Genomic DNA, 19,262 nt, shown 5'->3' with positions numbered 1-19,262 from the left:
CTGGTTTATTTTATAAACCAAACTACAAAACAAACAAATAATCTATCTCACTGATTATCAATCAAAAATATTTTATTTAAACTCTACTCCTGCGCTTCCCTATTACTATCTACTAATAAACGCAGGTCTTCAGCCATAGATATCCAGTTTTCCGCGGTGCCTTTTGGCTTACGGCCGCTCACTTTCTCGTCTATTTTTTTTCCCTGCCGGTAGTAGTAGCGGCCCTCGTAAGCAACGAGCGGGTGAGCTTCGTCGAGGCCGCCAGTCTTTTCATCTAATGGGAAGGTCTTTTCCAGGTCGTAAACGAAGATGAGCTGTGCTTTATCGAAGTAATATTCGGTAACTACGATGCGGTTTGAATAGCCGATCCAGCTTGTCATTTTTTTAAGCTGTTCTTTTTTGTACAGCCCTTCCAGCCATCCGCCGCGGTCTGTCATTTCTTCCAGATACGATTCGTTGTCGAGGCGTATGCGCTGATAGCCGGTATCGGTATTAATAGTGGTGCAGATTTTACGGATGTCGGAGATCTGCGCGGAAGCCGCCACAGGCAACAGCCACGGTAGTAAAATCAGCAGGTATTTAAGCTTTTTCATCGGATATAAATATACTTCAAACGTAATCGGCATCATCGGGCAAACGATTATATTTACATAAATATCCCTCCCTATGCCTGTTAAACACGGTTTATTCTTCGCCTGTATGCTTATAACTATTACCGTAAAAGCGCAGGTAGGCCCGCTTAACCGGATAGGCAGGGAAACGCGGACCATTGACATGGACACTGGATATGTTAAGCTAGTGTTGCGGAATGAAGCTTTCAGGAACATGCAGAAAAAGGAAACCGCGTCGTTATCGGGGCTTTATAAAGGTGATACACTTGTAAAGGTAATAAGCCGCATCGTTGACCACGAAAGTACTGAGATCATGGAATATTACTTTAAGGACAATGAGCTGATCTTTATTTATGAAGACTATAAAATGTTTGAACCTAAAACTAAAAATATCGGGATGATCTTTCAAGCCCGTTATTATTTTAATAAGGGTGCGATGATCAATCACATCAGCCTGGGGCATGGTAGAACGGAGGGCGACGACGACTTCGACCTCGAGTTGCTCCGAATGGCTCATAACTATCACCGGCAACTGGAAGCAGCACGAAATAAACAACCTTAATACTATGTTCAAATACTACGCCTACGCAGCCCTTATTCCTGCCATTATTGTGATTACCGTTACCCTGGGGTATGCACTTACGTTAGTGGATATCCGGCCTGGTGATCCAAGACATAGCTACGGTTATGATATGGTTGGTTATTCGACCATGGTGGTGGCAGCATTTGCATTGGTCACCTGTATCGCAGCTACCAGTATCTTTCTTAACGGCAAGATTGCCGTCCGGAGTAATCCCTTGCTTAGCCTGTTGTGCTGGTTTCTGCCTTCGCTTGCCTGGCTGGGTTATATGATGTACGAGCATTTCTCATCCATCTATAAAAAAACGGAGGGACTAACCGAGGATAACCTGTTTATACCACTATTTGTTCTTCCATTTGCGATAGGGCATGTGTGGAGTTATTTGCGCTTCCGGAAAAATTTTTAAGTTAATGCCATCGGCCTTGTGTTAAGCAACCCCGGTTTCGCTCTGCTCTCTAAAATCAAAACGCTCCAGCCACAATGTGACCGGAGCGTTTTAGTATGATTAAGACTCGCTTAAAAACTAAGCAAACCTTGGTTTCAGTTCATTAGCCAGTGCAACCATACGGTCGGTATCGGCTTTTTCAAGACCACCTTTTTTGAAGTTAGCCAGAACGTCGGGCAGGCGCACTTCCATTTCGTGCAGGAAGGCTTCTTCGAACGCTTTCACGTTTTTCAAAGGAACTTCGCGCAGCAGGCCGTTAGTACCCAGGTAAATAATTGCTACCTGTTTTTCTACGGTGAAAGGAGTGAACTGTGCCTGTTTCAGGATTTCCACGTTACGTGCACCACGGTCCAGGATGGATTTGGTTGCAGCATCAAGGTCGCCACCGAATTTAGAGAACGCTTCCATTTCGCGGTATTGAGCCTGGTCCAGTTTCAGGGTACCAGCTACCTTCTTCATGGATTTGATCTGTGCGTTACCACCCACACGGCTTACGGAGATACCTACGTTAATCGCAGGACGTACACCGGAGTTGAACAGGTTAGATTCAAGGAAGATCTGACCGTCAGTGATGGAGATTACGTTGGTTGGGATGTATGCAGATACGTCGCCCGCCTGAGTTTCGATGATCGGTAATGCTGTGAGTGAACCACCACCTTTAACCAGGTGCCTGATAGAATCAGGGCAATCGTTCATTTCACGTGCGATTTCATCTTTCGCGATGATTTTCGCAGCACGCTCGAGCAAACGGCTATGCAGGTAGAATACGTCACCAGGGTACGCCTCACGTCCTGGAGGACGGCGGAGCAGCAGGGACACCTCACGATAAGCTACGGCCTGTTTAGACAGATCATCATAAACGATCAGTGCAGGACGGCCGGTATCACGGAAGAACTCACCGATCGCCGCGCCGGAGAACGGAGCGTAGAACTGCAGAGGAGCCGGATCAGCAGCAGAAGCAGCAACGATAGTAGTGTAAGCCATAGCACCGTTTTCCTGCAGGGTTTTCATTACACCTGCAATGGTAGAGGCTTTCTGACCGATTGCTACATATATACAGTATACAGGTTTACCTGCATCGAAAAATTCTTTCTGGTTAATGATGGTGTCGATACAGATCGCAGTTTTACCGATCTGACGGTCACCGATCACCAGCTCACGCTGGCCACGACCAACCGGGATCATTGCGTCGATCGCTTTGATACCTGTTTGCAGTGGTTCTTTAACCGGCTCACGGTAGATTACACCCGGAGCTTTACGCTCGATAGGCATTTCATACAGTTCACCAGCGATAGGGCCTTTACCATCGATAGGTTCACCGAGGGTATTGATTACACGACCTACCAGGCCTTCACCTACCTTGATGGAAGCGATCTGGCCGGTACGGCGAACTTTCGCTCCTTCCTTAATTTCGCCGGAATCACCCATCAATACCACACCCACGTTATCTTCTTCCAGGTTCAGTGCAATGGCTTTAACACCATTCTCAAATTCAACCAGTTCACCGGAGCGAACATTGTTCAATCCGTACACGCGGGCAATACCGTCGCCCACCTGCAGCACCGTACCAACTTCTTCAAGTTCCGCAGAAGCGTTGAAGTTGCTCAGTTGCTGGCGTAATATCGCCGAAATTTCATCGGGTTTAATACCAACCATAATTATTAACTTTTAAAAACGTCGTTAAGGTTTAAACTAAAATAACGACAACAGCTTTGCGGGTACGCAGCGGCTGTTGTTTTATACTTTATCTGATGTTGGGAACATAAATGTTCTCCAGGAATTGCTTTTTGATGTCTTTCAGATCACGAAGAACAGACGCGTCGAACAACTGGTCGCCTGTTTCCAGTACAAATCCGCCAATCAGGTCAGCATTTACGGCCGACTCCATGGTAACTTTACGTCCTGCAGTTTGTTCAACTTTAGTTTTGATCGTTTCCAGCGTAGATGCGTCTACAGGAACGGCAGTAGTGATCTTTACATTGGTGATGTTTTTGATCACATTGTATTCCCTGATCACTTCCGTTGCTACTTCCGGCAGGGTGCTTTCCCTTCCTTTGTTAGTCAGGAGTGTTACAAAACCGGCAGTGATAGCGCTGATCTTACCTTCCAGCACGGCAGCAAGGATTTTCACCTTTTTGTCCGCTTTAATGATAGGGCTTTTCAGCAAAGCCACCACATCGGGGTTGCTTTTGCAGATCGCCTTCAACAGTTGCATATCGGTATGCACTGTTTCCAGTTCATTTTTTTCAACGGCCAGGTCAACTAATGCTTTCGCGTACCTGGATGCTAAACGGGGATTTTGCATATTGTTTCTTTCTGATGACCTTCCCGGTTGCGCCGGAATGGTATATATAAATTAGTTCAGTTTAATTTCTCCAGCCAGTTCTTTGATGTAGGCTTCCTGTGCGGCCTGGCCACCCAGTTCTTTGCGCAGTACTTTTTCAGCTACTTCTACAGCGAGTTTACCAACCTGGTTCTTAACATCAGTAAGGGCAGCCTGTTTCTGGTTTTCGATAGCGTTGTAAGCTTCGTTGATGATCTTTTTCGCTTCGGCCTGGGCTTGTGTTTTAGCTTCGCCGATGATTTGATCTTTCGCTTCTTTCGCTTCTTTCAGGATCTTGCTCCTTTCGGCTTTAGCTTCGGCCAGAACATGTTCGTGTTCGGCTTTCATCTGTGCCATTTCTTCTTTAACGCGCTCTGCAGATGCGATAGCGTCGGAGATGGATGTTTCCCTTTCTTTCAGTGCTCCCAGGATTGGTTTCCAGGCAAACTTCTTGAGGATGAGGTAAACGAGACCAAAAATTACGAAAGTGATGACGAACAAGCCTAACGCAGGCAATAACAGATCCATATTAGAGATGTATTTAAATAATTTACTTAGATCAAAATACAATTACTGCATCCTTTGCCCTATGCGCCGGATGCAGTAATTAAAGGTTGTTCTTACAGTACAACAGCGAGCAGACCCGCGATAACGCCGAACAGGGCAACACCCTCTACCAGCGCCGCAGCCAGGATCATGTTTGCACGGATGTCGTTTGCAGCTTCGGGCTGACGAGCGATGCTTTCCAGCGCGCTCTTACCGATGTTACCTACGCCAATACCTGCAGCGATTGCAGCAATACCAGCGCCAACAGCGCCACCAGCCTTAGCCAGGCCAGAAGCAGCAGCAGCCTGCAATAAAACAGTTAAAAGTGCCATAATGAATATGTATTTGTGAAATTAAAAATGTTTCGAAATTAGTGATGATGTTCGTCGTGGTGCGCACCTTCCATTGCCTGACCAACGAACACCGCGGTAAGGTTGGCGAAGATGAACGCCTGGATAAAGGCTACCAGCAGTTCCAGCATCATCATTACGAGGTTAAACGCAATGGAGATAGGCATAAAACCATAACCGGCTACTTTATTCAGCGATCCGAAAATGAAAATCAACGACACAATGCTCAGGATGATGATGTGGCCGGCCAGGATATTGGCGAACAACCTGATCATCAGGGAAATTGGTTTGGTGAATACACCGATCAGCTCTACCGGCGCCAGGATTGGTTTAACCCATACCGGAACAGGAGGATTAACGATGTGACCCCAGTAATGTTTGTTAGATGCCCAGCAGGTAGCGATAAAGCTAAACAGCGCCAGTGCAGCAGTTACAGCGATGTTACCGGTAACGTTAGCCGAGCCTGGCAACAGGCCAAACAGGTTATTGATCAGAATAAAGAAGAATACGGTAAGAATGAATGGAGTGAAACGCTCTGCACGGTAACCGGGAATGTTCGGTTTCACTACCTCGTCGCGGATAAAGATAATCACCGGCTCTATCAGGCTCTGGAAACCTTTGGGAGCAGATTTCACACCGCGTGTTTTGTAAGAATTCGCCACACCGATCATCAGCACCAGCAATAAGCCGGTAGCAATGAACAACGCTGTTACGTTTTTAGTCATAGACCAGTCCTGGATCTTAGCGCCTGTTGGCATACCAGCTTCGTCTACTTCTACAATCTTACCCGCCGAATAAACATTCGGGTCAAGACCTTTTTCGTGAATATAATGCTCGTCCAGCAGGCGGTAACCTTCGTAGGTTGCATGGCCGTGCTCAAAACGGGAGGAGGAGAAAGAAGAGAAACCACGGGTAGGGTGGTAAATAATTACAGGAAGAGGAATAGTCGCGTGAAAATCGTCAATGCTGAAGAAATGCCAGTCATGAGCATCCTTTACGTGACCAAGAATTACTTCTTTGGCGTCAAAACCTTTCTTTTGTTCATGTTCGCCATGGGCTTGCGCATCATGACCAGCTTCATTAGCCAGGTCATGCTCGTGAACAGTAGTGTCATTGTGCTCAGCATGCTGAGCGTTGGCAGGGCTGTAACCAGCCATGCAAAATGCCACAAACAGGGCTACCAGACTATATTTGGACTTGTTAAAAGAAATCACCGCTTTCTGAAATTTTGCGCAAAGATATGCGATTTTAGTTCATTTTAAACCCAGCGTATAAAAAAAAGGGGCATACTGCTGTAATTCTGTAAATATCAAATGTTTAAGGCAAAAAATCAACCTGATTAAAATCAGTTTTTGCGTCCCTGAAACGCCCCTACTTAAATGAATAAAATTCACATATGAGCCCAGTAGGTGAGAAATGATATAAAATGAGGCTTCCTAACCAAAAATCTATATAAGTTTTCGGGCAAGCGCAAAAAACAGACGAGGTCGGGGAAAATGTTTAGAGGGGGCTCTCCGCCTGCTTGAACTGCATCATATATAATTTATGATAAAAGCCTTCGACCTGTAACAGTTCCTCATGGTTCCCCATCTCCTTAATTTCCCCTTTATCCAAAACGATGATCTTATCGGCCTTGCTGATAGTGGACAGGCGGTGGGCGATGACGATGGCGGTACGGTCGGCGATCAGTTTGTCGATAGCATGCTGGATCAGCATCTCGGATTCTGTATCCACCGAAGAGGTAGCCTCGTCGAGAATAAGGATGGCCGGATTATATAATAAGGCGCGGATAAACGAAATGAGCTGGCGCTGCCCCAGCGACAGGGTGCTGCCCCGCTCCATTACCTGGTAGTCGTACCCGCCGGGCAACTGCATAATAAATTCGTGCATGCCGATGAGTTTGGCCGCACTCTCTACCTGCTCCCGGCTGATATTGGCGTTGCGGAGGGTAATGTTATCGTAAATGGAGCCGGACGACAGGAATACATCCTGCAACACCACCCCTATCCTGCTGCGCAGGGCTTCCAGTTTATAGTCTGGCAACGGAATGCCATCTATACTGATGGTGCCTTTCTGGATCTCGTACAACCGGTTCAGTATGCTGATGATAGTGGTTTTACCGGAACCGGTGTGCCCTACTATGGCCACTGTTTGTCCTGGTTTTACTTCGAAATCAATGTCTTTCAGTACATAACGATCATCTTTGTACGCAAACCATACATGATCGAACTTGATACCGCCCTTCATATTTTCGGCAGTATGGGTGCCATTGTCCGGTATGTACTCATTGCTATCCAGCACTTTAAATACACGCTCACTGGCCACCATACCCATCTGCAGGGTATTAAACTTATCGGCCAGTATGCGCAGCGGGCGAAACAGCATGTTGAGGTACATGATAAAAGCGATCATCACACCCTGGGTCACTTCGAAGTTCAGCACCTTATTAGCACCCCACCAAACCATCAACCCTAAAGAAATAGCCAGTATAATTTCCACGATCGGGAAAAACACCGAGTAAGCAAAAATGGCGTCTATATTAGCTTTACGATGGTCTTTATTGATCGTGCGGAACTTACCGAACTCCCTGTTCTCTGCCGAAAACGCCTGCACCACCACCATGCCCGTTAAATGCTCCTGCACAAAGGCGTTGAGCGCCGATACCGCGTTACGTACCCGGTGGAAGGATTTATTTACACTCTCTTTAAAAATATATGTGGCGAAAATGAGTACGGGGAAAGGAGACAGACTGATGAGCGTAAGCCGCCAGTCCTCATAAAACATCACGCCCAGTATGGCGACGATCATCAGCACATCGGCTACGATGGAAATAATGCCCTCGGAAAATATGTCGTTGATGGCCTCAATGTCGTTAATGGTACGGGTAGTAAGAGTACCGATGGGCGTTTTGTCGAAAAAGGCGAGGTCGAGGCGAACGATCTTTTTATACACCGCCACCCGCATATCCTTAATTACCGACTGGCCCAGCCAGTTTGTGAGGTAAGAGAAAAAGAACCGCACCACGGTTTCCACAATCAGCAAACCCACCTGCAGCATGGTAACGGTAAACAGCAGCTGCATCAGGTCGTTGGCAATGTATTTATCTACCGACAACTGGATAAGATAAGGGCGCACGGGCGATAATACCGCCAGCAACACTGTAAGGAACATGGAAAGATAAAACGAGCGCCTGTAGGGGCGAGCGAATGAAAATACCCTCCTTAACAAACTAGTATCAAAAACCTTCTTAACCGCCAGATTCTCCACCTTAACTTTCAGATTACGTATTTTCCAATAATTGGTTTACAAACCTACTGCTTTTTACCTAATTGCATGGTGCCCATGTATAAACGGCAAGGGAGAAACTTTCGTTTCTCCCTTGCTATAGTGTGTTTACTTTTCATCTTTCATGATCTGCCGGTATGCCTTGATGAAAATGGCCCCCAGGTTTTTATGTGGTGGCACATAGTCGTCGAACAGTGGTTTATTGCGGGCGTCGCCTGCAAATTTCTTGCTCAGGGAAGCCCACATATTTACCCAGTCTACATTTTTGCCGGCGCGTATCTGGTCTTCCAGGCTGCGGATAATAGGCTCGTTCACCCAGCGGGTACCCACCTGTTTAGAAGAAATGATGTGCGCTTCCGGCGCCTTTTCCAAAACCACGGCCAGGTTATGATAGCCACCGCAGGAACCCAGCACTACGATACGGGCAGTGCTTTGCAGGTTATCAAGCGTGGTGTTAACATGGTAACTGTGGCCACGGTGAATAAATATCGTAGGGTGAATCCCTTTTTCGTCGAGGTATTCGCCCAGTTTACTGATCGCTTCCTTGTCTCCGGGTTCGTCTATCGGGTTATTCGCGAAAATGGTAGTAGGCTTTCCTTTGATGGATGATATAGTTGTCCAGTGCGCGTTTTTGCTCACCTTCCAGTCACTGGAAGGGAAGTTGCCCATAAAGCTGCCATAAGAATCCTGTCCGTCCTTATCGCCATAAAAGAACACCTGTTGATAAATGCGGCCGCTATCGCTTTGCAGAGAATTAAACTCTACGAAGTTGATCGGCGGCAGTTGCAGTTTGGCAGACATCTGGCGGGCCCAGGCCGAATCGCCGTTTTTGCCTTCCGGGGCAACGAGGCTGCTGAGCAGTTCGTAAATTACGATACCACGCCTGTCTTTCTTTTTACTAACGTAAGCAAAATTCGATTGTACCTCAGAGCGCAACAGGGCCATCAGCTTTTCGTCGCGTATACTGCCAAATGAGTTAGCCACATCCACCGCATCTTCCAGATCTTCCGTTTTTTCAAGGGCACGCACGAACTTCTGCATCAGGTAAGTGGAGTTGCTGGCATCCATTGACTTCAGGAAGTGGTCGAGCGTATTGAAACCTGCGGCCATTGCCAGGAACTTCTTAAAGTGGTCAAAGCTCACCAGTAACAGCAAACTATCGCCACGCGGCGGTTTCATACGCGCCATCATCTGGTCGTACATGCCGGCACCGGCGTGGTTTGTATAACTTGAGGTAAACAATTCCTCCTGACCATTGATGATCAGGTAGTACAGCTCTTCAGGCGAAAAGTCTTTAACGATACGGAAACGCACGGGCGCGGGTTCCTCATGCAGGTCATTCACCTCGCGGATGTACCGCAGGGCCTTCGCCTTCATATTGTCATTCATCGCCTTCATGCCCAGTATCTGCTCGCCGTCCACCTTCCGTTTTTGCAACTGTATAGTGGTTTTCACCATCTGGCGGAAGTACTGTTCATCGTTCTCCACCGCTTTTTCCAGGTCGCTTACAGTGGCTCTGCCAGCCAAAATCTCATCTATAAAAGGTAATATTTTCGTAGATTGATTAGAGCGGCCGATGCTCACAATGGTTTGCACCAGCGGGTCCCTGTTACGGCGGATGGCCGAAGCAGTGGGCGTATAAGAAGTGGCGTAGGTAAGCACCTGGTTAGGGTTCTTCCTGGCCACAACAGCTATGATAGAGTCTGTGATCGGGTATTCGAGGTAAGGCCCCAGTTTGGGCATGATTGTTTCGATGTTCTCAAACGCAAACTTGCCGAACATCTCCACTTTAGCGTCTTTGTAACCCACGTTATCCTGGAATGGTTCTATGATACGCTCCCCCGCCTCCCAGGATAAACTGGAAACATATGGCAGAATGCTTTTGCCCGCTACATTAGCTTTCATCATATTACGATAAGCCGCCACCATAGCTGGCGCTTCTTCCGGATTAATGCGGCCGTAAGCGCGTTTGGTATTGTAGTCTTTCAGCACCTGCTGTAGGCCCGAGAGGTATTTGATCTTTAAACGATGGTCCAGTGCAGAATCGAGTTCTATCTCGTTTTGCATCGCATCCACCTGTTTAATCAGGGCATTGGTCACCTGAAGGTTCAGGCTTCTATCGTCCGAAACTTTAACCACGTCTGGCTTTTCCACTCCTTTATTACCGAATTTAAGGGCTTCCGCCTGCTCTTTGTCGATATTATCGTGGAAACCCTGGCGCCCTATAGGTATCTGAACATTCCCGCCGCTACTTCCATTTTGTGCATATAACCATCCACTTTGAATTACTCCAAATGATATGATTATCAATAATTTTCTCATTAATAATGATTTACACTCTCATCTATACTGCAAATTTACGACCAAATTTGCCTCCGTCAAAGCAGAGGCCCTTTGCGGCCGCCGAAATGGCAGTTTCCGGCAGTGCATTTCTGATTGCTGAAAGCCGACCCATTTTTTTTCTGTAACTTGCTGTTTATAAGATGCTTATGAGGCGGTGTCGAATTAACAATTACATAATGTTAACTTTCCATTAATCATGGCCTCATGTGGTTAATTTTGCAGCGTCTTAATAAAACAAATGTTTATGATGATGGACCAAGCGGTTGCCGGCAAAATACTGGTTGTAGATGATGAAACGGACATCCTCGAGATTATCAGCTATAACCTCAGGAGCGCGGGATACGACACCGTAATTGCCAAAGATGGCAGCGAAGCGATCCAGAAAGCTAAAATTTTCCGCCCAGACCTGATCATGCTCGATATCATGATGCCCAACAAAAATGGCATCGATACCTGTCGCGATCTGCGCAAACTACCCGAATTTAAAGAAACCATGATCCTGTTCCTCACGGCCCTCAACGACGAAAAGTCGGAAATTGAAGGTCTTAACATGGGAGCAGACGATTATATAGCCAAACCCATCAAACCCAAATTGCTGGTTAGCCGTATTAACGCACTCTTCCGCAGGCTCTATAAACAAGAGGAAACAAAATTGCTGTTGGGTGACCTCACCATCGACCGCGAAAAATTCGCAGTTACCTACAAAGACCAGGAAATCGTGCTGGCTAAAAAGGAATTCGAACTGTTACAACTGCTGGCGTCTAAACCAGGCCGCGTTTTCCTTCGCAATGAAATCCTGAACCAGGTATGGGGTACCGAAGTAATTGTGGGCGATCGTACCATTGATGTACATATCCGCAAAATACGCCAGAAAATAGGCATCGACCTTATTACCACCGTTAAAGGCGTAGGTTATAAATTCGAAATGTAAATCTTTACCGACTTTTATAAAGTAAACGAGGAAGGTGTGAATGCACTTTCTTCGTATTCTTTTATTGTATCTTTCCCTTCTTTTTTGAAGCTTTACATGTGAAGGCGCCAAGTGCTTGTTATGGCAAATAAAAAATTTAGTTTAATTTCCCTGTATTACAATCATTACTCACTTTGGAGTATGCTCAAAGCAAAAAACCTGTCACCACAAAAACTAGCCGCTTTTACCGCCCTGGTACTTTCCATAGTAGCAGCGTTGGGCACCATGTTCATTGATCCCAGCTTTAAAACGGTAGGCATTGCGTTTGTACTCACCTTCCTGGTGGCGTACTACCTGTACCTGTACACGCTGCAGAACTTCATTTACAGGAAGATAAAACTGATTTACAAATTCATTTACCAGACCAAGGCTACTAAAAGGGAAGACTTCTTTAACAAAAATATCCTGCCCCTTAAAACCATTGAGGAAGTAAGTGAGGATGTGGAAAAATGGGCCAGCCAGAAAAAGGAAGAACTGGACAACCTGCGCAGGAACGAAGCTTTCCGTAAAGAGTTTTTGATGAACCTCTCGCACGAGCTGAAAACACCCATCTTTGCCGTGCAGGGTTACATACATACATTGCTGGATGGTGCCATGGAAGACCCGACCGTAAACCGGATGTTCCTTAAAAACGCTACCAAAAACATCGACCGCCTTTGCCGCTTGCTCGACGACCTGGATGAAATATCCAAACTCGAAAGCGGCGAAATGACTATCAATGCCGAGATATTCGTGATACAGGACCTGATCCGCGATGTGTTCGACACGCTTTCACTAAAGGCTAAAGGCAAGGAAATTAAATTCAGTATTAAGAAAGGATGCGAAGCGCCGGTACAGGTATTGGCCGATAAGGAGAAAATTCGCCAGGTGCTGATTAACCTGATCGACAACTCTATTAAATATGGTAAACAGCAAGGCGCTACGGTAGCCAGCATTTACAACCTCGACGGCAAAACGCTGCTTGTGGAAATATCCGACGATGGTATTGGTATGCAGGAAGAACATCTGCCGCGCGTGTTCGAACGTTTTTACCGTACCGACAGGGCACGCAGCCGTGATATTGGCGGTACTGGTCTTGGCCTGGCCATCGTTAAACATATTATCGAAGCGCACGGGCAAACAATCAATGTGCGTAGCAAACAGGAAGTAGGTTCTACGTTCGGCTTTACGCTGGAGGCAGTAAGAGAATAATATTTAGCTGATAATAATAAGAAAGGCCGCTTCGAATACGAAGCGGCCTTTCTTATGCGGTAATCTTAGAACCGGAACTGCAGTCGTGCTGTAAACACATTATCCTTCAAATCATCCTCAAATCCTTCGAGGCTGGTACTTTCATTTTGTACCACATCATAGTTAAAAAACATTTTCAGCTGTTGGTTAAAGTGGTATAGATAACATACCCCAAGCGTATTATAACGAACATCTGCCCCGGTAAGACCATCATCGACACTTCCGATCTCTTTGCCCTTTACATTCCGGTTTGGGTCGTACCAATCGTATTTGATGATCAGCTGGTGCTTCAGGCTGGCAATGTGTTGTACGTAGTAGAAATAAGCTCCGTCGAATGGCCGGATGTATAGCGGCGCGGGGGCACCACCTGCCAGCGGAATGGCACCCGGAGTTTCTGTAGTAGTCGCTGTGGCGGTTTGGGTACCACGGATGTACTCCGCCCTCAGTTCGGTAAAACCAACCCGGTTGGCAATACGTAACTGCGCATCTGCACCATAGTAATGACGCGGCGCTACCTTATTTACGTTTCCGGTAGAATCGACCAGGAATGCCTTCCCATCCATCGAATAAATGTAAGGCGTAAATTGTTGCATGCCGCCATACAACATGGAAGCGCCCACAGACAATTTCATCTTTTTAGATACATTCAACTGCCTGAAATACGCACGGGTGATAAAATCCTTATGACTATCAACGTCGGCCACCCCGGTCATGCCCTGGCCGTTAAAGAACCCGGCATCTACCTTCAGTTTGCGCCAAATATCTTTGCTGCGGCGCGGTTCCCACGAAATCATCGCGCCCAGGTCGCGCTCGGTGCGCATCAGTATCTGCGACATCCGGCCGCGTTCCGGCGTTTCACGATCGCCGGAAGAGAGGTTGATCTCGTAGCCGAAAGGGCGGGGAAACATGCCTGTGGTGAGCGAGAACATACTGTACTTGTTCTCGAAAAAGCGGCCCCAGAAATCGCGGATATTTACGCCACGTTCGGTACCATCGAACTGGAAAGCAAATTGCACTACCGGGAAACCTTCGCTCGTATAACGCTCATAATCAACCCTTATACGCCCCCTACGAAGCGTAAACCGGTTATTTACATGCTGCAGAAAATCGCCTCCTGCATACCCTTTTGCGCCCTGGCGCTCTGCCAGCTGCCACTGAGGCTGCATATAGCCCCCCAGGCGTAATGCGTCGAACTTCTTGTACATAGAGAACATTCCCTTACCCACGTCGGTAGTGGTATCTATCATATCCATCAGGAACTGGGCGCGGGAAATGGTGCTGATCGACATAAGCAGGCAAATCATTACCGGAAGTACGGCTCTTTTCATGCGTCACAAATAATTTGCGCAAAAATAGCCGGAAAACGGTTACATAACAATTTGGTAACAATTAGTTAACACAGCAGTAGTTCTACCCGATGTGCAGCAGCAGTATTTGACGTTATTTAACTTTGATAAAGCGGGCAGTAATATACTTTTCGGGCGCAGATCCACTGTCGCGATGCGAAAGACGCAGCTGTAGCGGATTACCTGTATATGGCCCGGAAAAGATAAGGCCCGACAACTGAAACCCTCCTGACATCTGCCCACCCATAAAACCCACGGTCTGCAATTGATAGGTGCCTGAATCTTTCATATCATTCCCGATCAAGGCTTCAACGGCGCCATTACGGCGAAAGGTTAAAACCAACTTTTCATCAGATGTATGCCAGGTAGTATCCGAAAAAGTTCTCCATTCCGTTTTTTCCCAAGTACCTGTCATGTAGGTCCGTTCCTGTTCAGGGTTTTCTTTTTTAGAACAGGAAATCATAAACAGGCTGGCAACTACCGCCGGGGTGATTAATTTCATAAATGATGTATGTTTAAGAATGCAACAGAACAAGCAATAGCTATTATTACTTCCTCCAATAAGTAAGAATTACGTAATTGCAGCGCCACGATTCATAAGGCTCCATGGAAAAAGCGCTCCTGCCATCCAGATCTATCCGGGACGCCCAGCCCCCTGCCACGCCAGCCTTGGTAGAAGACAGGCGCCATAGTTATTAAACGGCCCGGAAAACGGTGAGTTACAAAACCCGAAAAAGTTAACATTACAAGCTACTCAGGTACCGCATCCCCAAAAAACAAAACCGTCCCGCTTTAAAGCGGGACGGTGAAAAAACAGCTTATGAAAACTATACTTATAACCTTATAACGACTAGTAGTTAGTTGCATTAGGATCCCAGTTTACCCAACCGGTAGCCCATGTATCGTTCTCAGCGAAAGCACCAACGTAAGTAACTTTATCGAAACCTGTTGCAACTTTGGTGTCAGTGAAAGCAGCAGCACCCAATAATGGTGAACCAGCTACTGGTCTTGCATCAATCTGGTTTAAAGAACCAGTCAGTTTTGCCAGTTTGTAATCGGCGATACCGGCAAGTACAGTATTATTTGACCTTGCGGCAAGTCCAATCCAGGTATTAATATCAAAGGTAATATTAGCAACTTTAGAAGAAACACGGGCAGTAGGAGCTACACCTACAAAAGTATTCCTGATGTCCAAAGTACCGTTAACAGCACCGGTGATGGTTTTGTCGCCATCCAGGTAAAGACCTACAGGGAAACCGATAACGAGGCTATTGAACACTGATTGCTGGCTATTAAGCCTGATGTGAGCGCCACGTGCGAACACGTTTTTACCGGGAGTGCCATTAACACCTGGGATGTTAGCGCCATCATTGATTGCATAAGGGCCAACGATCGTCATATTGGAGAAAATTGGTGCTGTAAGCGGAGTGTTATCAGAACCAGCAGCATCGTTATCCGACTCAAAACCGTTAGAAGATCCGTTAGCATCGGAGTCAGATACATCTTTATCTCTGATAGCAACACCGAACTGCACTTTACCTTTAAAACCATTGTCAGTATCGAAATCGTCATCCAGACCGCGGAAAGAGATCAGGTGTTTTGCATTAACTGTACCACCAAACCACTCGAAAGAGTCATCACCGCCAAAAGAAGCCTGTACATAGTCAATTTGTGTTCCTCTGCCTACACCAACCATAGTAAGAGCGTTCAACTCTGAGTTAGCCTGAGTAGACAGTGCGATACCTGCGAACTCGATCCTTACATATTTAAGAACACCTGAGTTATCCTCGTCATTAGGGTTATTACCGCCACCACCAAGGATATCGTCTTCAGTCAGCACGTCACCGGTTTGGAACCCTTCAACAATTCTTCTTTTTGTACCGTCAGTGTGTGTAGAGTTCACAGTTGCGATACCGCACAACACGATACCACCCCAGTCAGCTCTTGCTCTTGCGCCTACAGCCTGGTTAGACGTAAATACGATTGGTTTATCAACAGTACCTTGTGCCTGGATTTTTGATCCGCGGGTAATGATGATACAGGCCTTAGTTCCTTTAATCGCCTTCACCACAACACCCGGATCAACTGTTAATGTTGAATTTTTTCTGAAAATAGCAGGCCCGCTTATGTAGTAAGTTTTACCGGCTGCGAGTTTTACATCTTTTTCATAAACACCGCTCAAAGTATCAATACCCTTATTGCCACCACCATTTGGGTTTGGATTGTCATCTTTACACGCATTCAGTCCAACAAACGCGGAAACGGTTAATAAAGCTGCTAATATTTTTTTCATCTTTTCAATTTTATGAGATACAAAAATGCAATTGAGTTATTATTCCTATGTTAACTACGCATTAAGTTAATGTTATCAACTACTAGAAGCGATAGCTGTACTGAACACTGAGGTTAGTGCCATACCTGAATCTGTTGATCAGATAGTCCTTCCCGGCATCATACTTTTTGTTATCATTCATCTCCCAATAGAAGCTGCCTGGCCTGTTCAGGATATCAGAAGCACTTAATTTCACTTCGCTATTCTTACCCAATTTCTTTGTTACCTGGAAATCAAGCAAAGGACGGGGGCTTTCCCAGATATCTGGAAAATCCGCGTTACCCACCTGAGCAATCCTTCTGCCGATTACATTAAATAATACAGAGGCGTTCAGTCCAATTTCAGTATTGTCGTATTGCAGGCCCGCATTTATAAGGTATGGAGACTGACCAAACATCGGCCGGTCATTCGACAGTGCGCTGAGGCTTTCAGGGAACTTCACTTCGCTTTTAATCAATGCTCCGTTAGCGAATATGGCAAAGTTGTCGAGGAATGAACTATTCAGGAAATCAAGCTTTTTTCTGAATTCGACTTCTATACCGAGACTGGTTGCACTTTTCGCATTCTGATAAGAGAAAGTTGGTGATCCACCTGAGGTAAAGTAGTTTGTTTCGATAGGTTTGTCGAAATATTTAAAGAACGCACCTATTGTTAAAACCTCTCCGGCCTTGGGATAAATTTCGTAACGCAGATCTACGTTAGAGATCTTTGTGCGCTCCAGTGCCCTGTTACCAAGTACAATACCGTTTCTTTCAAAATCGTAGAAACTAAAAGGGGCAATTTCCCTGAACTCCGGCCTTGCAACTGTTTGAGAAGCAGCGAGGCGGATATTCGTGGAGGCATTCAGCATATAGGTCAGGTTCAGTGACGGTAATACGTCCGTCTTGGAGTTTTGACTTGGAATTACATTTGCTGACTCCAGGTGCTGGAGGAAGTACTCGATCCTGGCGCCCCACACTAATCTCCACTTATCACCGAACTGGTTATCGAACTGAAGGAAACCTGCTCCAAGATTGGAATATGCTGTGTAGGAATCTGTTGTGCTGGTAAGATCATCGAGGTAGAATTTATCAGGACCATAGTTCTCCTTAGCGAGTATCTGGTCTGGTGGCAGGTTGATCAATTGTTCAGTGACCGCATTATCTGCCCTGATAATAGCCAACGCGCGTGCATTAAAATCGCGGTCTTTACGCTGGTACAGGCCTCCTATTTTTACCTGCTGTTGACGTCCCCAAACCTTAAAGGTTTTGGAAGCCTCGGCTGATCCGCCATAAAGGATCTCCTGTAAATCGGAATAAAAGCGACCTGCATTTCTCGGACTTCCTGTATTTCTCTGGATATTGGCCCCATAGTTACCATCACTATTAAGAGATGTATATTTCAGACGCCGAAGGTCTGGAATGTCCTGGTCGGTCAACGCAAAGTTGCCGTTCCATTTAATTTTGATATTGCTGCCCCTAAGCAGGTGTTCGCCAATCAGCTGCGTGTTATAAAGTTTGTTGGATACAAAACTGAGTTCCTGGCTGCGAATATCATAGCTCCTGTCAGAGTCGATATCTTGTCCCTCACGTGTAGTTGTCTGATCGTTACTGCTGATATTATAGGAGTTTTTCCAGCTGATCTTTGAAGAACCGGTCCGATAGGTGAAGTTAGCAAGGCCGCCCAATAGTAAATTCTGAACGAATACTTTATCCCTGTAAAGAAACTCGGGAGATTCATCAAGTTCATAATAATTACGTTCAACGTTGAGAACCCTGTTCTGCTTATTATAATTGAGTGCAAATACACCGCCCCAACCTTTCTGGCCGTCCAAACGTTTGGTGAAACCACCAGCAATCTGCGCACTACCATTTAATGGAACCGATTTGTCGGTTAATCCCCAAACGTCGTTCAGGCTTTTACCCAATTCTGCGTTGTCGGCAGGATTGCCGCCAGATACAGCGGATGAAGAGGGGAAGCTGCTTCCGAGTTTACGATCACCATCGTCCAACCCGAAAAAGTCGAGTTTACCGCCTTTGTAAGTTTTGAAGTCTTCGCCGGAAAGAGAGGTGTTATAACCCGTACCAACGCTAATTGTAAAAAAGTTCTCGTCTGGTACGTCTTTCGTATTGATTTGTACAAGGCCGCCTGCAAACTCGGCCGGCATTTCTGGCGTAGCTGCTTTATTGATAATGATATTATCAATAATTGCCGAAGGAAAAAGATCAAAAGAGAAAGTTTTACGGTCCGGCTCTGTAGAAGACATCAGCGCACCGTTCACCATCGCCTGGTTGTAACGGTCGGCCAAACCACGTACTACCAGGTATTTACCGTCCTGCATAGATGCACCGGACACCCTTTTCAATACTTCGGATGTATTTCTGTCCGGCGATTTGCGAATAGTTTCTGCAGATACGACCTGCGCCACCGTATTCGTATTTTTCTGGAACGTTAACAGTGAATTCAGTGTTTCCGTTCTTGCAGAACCTTTGATCACCACCTCGTTCAATTTCTCGGACTTAGGTTCGTCCAGCGTCATATCCAGGTTGGTTACAGCACCAGCCTTAATTACTACTTCAGAAATTTCTTTGGTTTGATAACCAATGTATTTTACCTGTAAAGTATAGGTACCTGCTTTAACAGATATATTATAACGTCCCTCCACATCAGTAACAGCACCGGTAGATGTTCCCTGAACAATTACAGTAACACCGATAAGTGCCTCTCCCGACTTCCTGTCTGTCACTTTACCCGTCACCTTACCGTTGCCCTGTGCAAATACCTGGGCAGTACCCAGTAGTAAGGCGAAAATAAATTGTAATACGATAGTTATGCGTTTCACTACTTGTTTGTTTATTTCGACGCAAAACTACCAGCATAGCATTACCGCATTGTTAAGCCAATATTACCAGAATGTTAATT

16 protein-coding genes are annotated in these 19,262 nt (G+C 46.1%); 4 read left to right on the top strand and 12 right to left on the bottom strand.

Annotated features, from left to right (window positions below; translation table 11 throughout):
- Positions 1 to 83: 83 nt before the first annotated feature.
- Positions 84 to 593: a hypothetical protein gene (locus QZT80_RS11285; protein WP_295121782.1), complete on the bottom strand. Its 510-nt coding sequence runs from the start codon at positions 591 to 593 to the stop codon at positions 84 to 86.
- Positions 594 to 666: 73 nt separating this feature from the next.
- Here QZT80_RS11285 and QZT80_RS11280 point away from each other — a divergent pair, with 73 nt between their 5' ends.
- Positions 667 to 1,173, top strand: a complete 507-nt coding sequence (locus QZT80_RS11280) for a hypothetical protein (protein WP_295121780.1) — start codon at positions 667 to 669, stop codon at positions 1,171 to 1,173.
- A gap of 4 nt (positions 1,174 to 1,177) precedes the next feature.
- On the top strand, positions 1,178 to 1,597 hold the full coding sequence (locus QZT80_RS11275; protein WP_295121778.1) for a hypothetical protein: 420 nt from the start codon (positions 1,178 to 1,180) through the stop codon (positions 1,595 to 1,597).
- Positions 1,598 to 1,714: 117 nt separating this feature from the next.
- Here QZT80_RS11275 and atpA read toward each other — a convergent pair whose 3' ends face one another.
- The 7 genes from atpA to QZT80_RS11240 form a co-directional block, all read right to left on the bottom strand.
- A complete protein-coding gene (gene atpA, locus QZT80_RS11270; RefSeq protein WP_295121776.1) occupies positions 1,715 to 3,292 on the bottom strand; it encodes a F0F1 ATP synthase subunit alpha in 1,578 nt (525 codons plus the stop codon).
- A gap of 88 nt (positions 3,293 to 3,380) precedes the next feature.
- Positions 3,381 to 3,941: an ATP synthase F1 subunit delta gene (gene atpH / locus QZT80_RS11265; RefSeq protein WP_295121774.1), complete on the bottom strand. Its 561-nt coding sequence runs from the start codon at positions 3,939 to 3,941 to the stop codon at positions 3,381 to 3,383.
- A gap of 51 nt (positions 3,942 to 3,992) precedes the next feature.
- Positions 3,993 to 4,487 carry a F0F1 ATP synthase subunit B gene (atpF, locus tag QZT80_RS11260; RefSeq protein ID WP_295121772.1) on the bottom strand — a complete coding sequence of 165 codons (495 nt, stop codon included), beginning with the start codon at positions 4,485 to 4,487 and terminating at the stop codon, positions 3,993 to 3,995.
- Positions 4,488 to 4,579: 92 nt separating this feature from the next.
- Complete coding sequence (atpE, locus tag QZT80_RS11255; RefSeq protein WP_078670146.1) at positions 4,580 to 4,837, bottom strand: ATP synthase F0 subunit C; 258 nt, start codon at positions 4,835 to 4,837, stop codon at positions 4,580 to 4,582.
- 38 nt (positions 4,838 to 4,875) lie between these two features.
- Positions 4,876 to 6,069 (bottom strand): F0F1 ATP synthase subunit A, encoded by a 1,194-nt coding sequence (gene atpB, locus QZT80_RS11250; RefSeq protein WP_295121767.1) that lies wholly within the window; start codon positions 6,067 to 6,069, stop codon positions 4,876 to 4,878.
- A 286-nt stretch (positions 6,070 to 6,355) separates the two neighbouring features.
- Complete coding sequence (locus QZT80_RS11245) at positions 6,356 to 8,026, bottom strand: ABC transporter ATP-binding protein (RefSeq protein WP_295121764.1); 1,671 nt, start codon at positions 8,024 to 8,026, stop codon at positions 6,356 to 6,358.
- A gap of 222 nt (positions 8,027 to 8,248) precedes the next feature.
- Positions 8,249 to 10,462: a hypothetical protein gene (locus tag QZT80_RS11240; protein ID WP_295121763.1), complete on the bottom strand. Its 2,214-nt coding sequence runs from the start codon at positions 10,460 to 10,462 to the stop codon at positions 8,249 to 8,251.
- A gap of 265 nt (positions 10,463 to 10,727) precedes the next feature.
- Between QZT80_RS11240 and QZT80_RS11235 the strand changes: the two genes are divergently transcribed.
- Both QZT80_RS11235 and QZT80_RS11230 read left to right on the top strand, forming a co-directional pair.
- Positions 10,728 to 11,414, top strand: coding sequence for a response regulator transcription factor (locus tag QZT80_RS11235; protein ID WP_295121761.1), 687 nt, complete (start codon positions 10,728 to 10,730; stop codon positions 11,412 to 11,414).
- 180 nt (positions 11,415 to 11,594) lie between these two features.
- Complete coding sequence (locus QZT80_RS11230; protein ID WP_295121759.1) at positions 11,595 to 12,644, top strand: ATP-binding protein; 1,050 nt, start codon at positions 11,595 to 11,597, stop codon at positions 12,642 to 12,644.
- Between the two features lie 65 nt (positions 12,645 to 12,709).
- Here the strand turns inward: QZT80_RS11230 and QZT80_RS11225 are convergent, their stop codons facing one another.
- From QZT80_RS11225 to QZT80_RS11210, 4 genes are all read right to left on the bottom strand, one after another.
- Positions 12,710 to 14,011, bottom strand: a complete 1,302-nt coding sequence (locus QZT80_RS11225; RefSeq protein ID WP_295121757.1) for a porin — start codon at positions 14,009 to 14,011, stop codon at positions 12,710 to 12,712.
- Positions 14,012 to 14,123: 112 nt separating this feature from the next.
- Positions 14,124 to 14,531 (bottom strand): hypothetical protein, encoded by a 408-nt coding sequence (locus QZT80_RS11220; RefSeq protein ID WP_295121754.1) that lies wholly within the window; start codon positions 14,529 to 14,531, stop codon positions 14,124 to 14,126.
- A 348-nt stretch (positions 14,532 to 14,879) separates the two neighbouring features.
- On the bottom strand, positions 14,880 to 16,322 hold the full coding sequence (locus QZT80_RS11215; RefSeq protein ID WP_295121752.1) for a hypothetical protein: 1,443 nt from the start codon (positions 16,320 to 16,322) through the stop codon (positions 14,880 to 14,882).
- A gap of 82 nt (positions 16,323 to 16,404) precedes the next feature.
- Complete coding sequence (locus tag QZT80_RS11210) at positions 16,405 to 19,182, bottom strand: TonB-dependent receptor (RefSeq protein ID WP_295121750.1); 2,778 nt, start codon at positions 19,180 to 19,182, stop codon at positions 16,405 to 16,407.
- Between the last annotated feature and the right edge of the window lie 80 nt (positions 19,183 to 19,262).

The sequence above is a fragment of the uncultured Chitinophaga sp. genome (genome assembly GCF_902168175.1).
Taxonomy (GTDB): Bacteria; Bacteroidota; Bacteroidia; order Chitinophagales; family Chitinophagaceae; genus Chitinophaga.
This window is presented reverse-complemented; position numbering and strand designations above follow the sequence as displayed.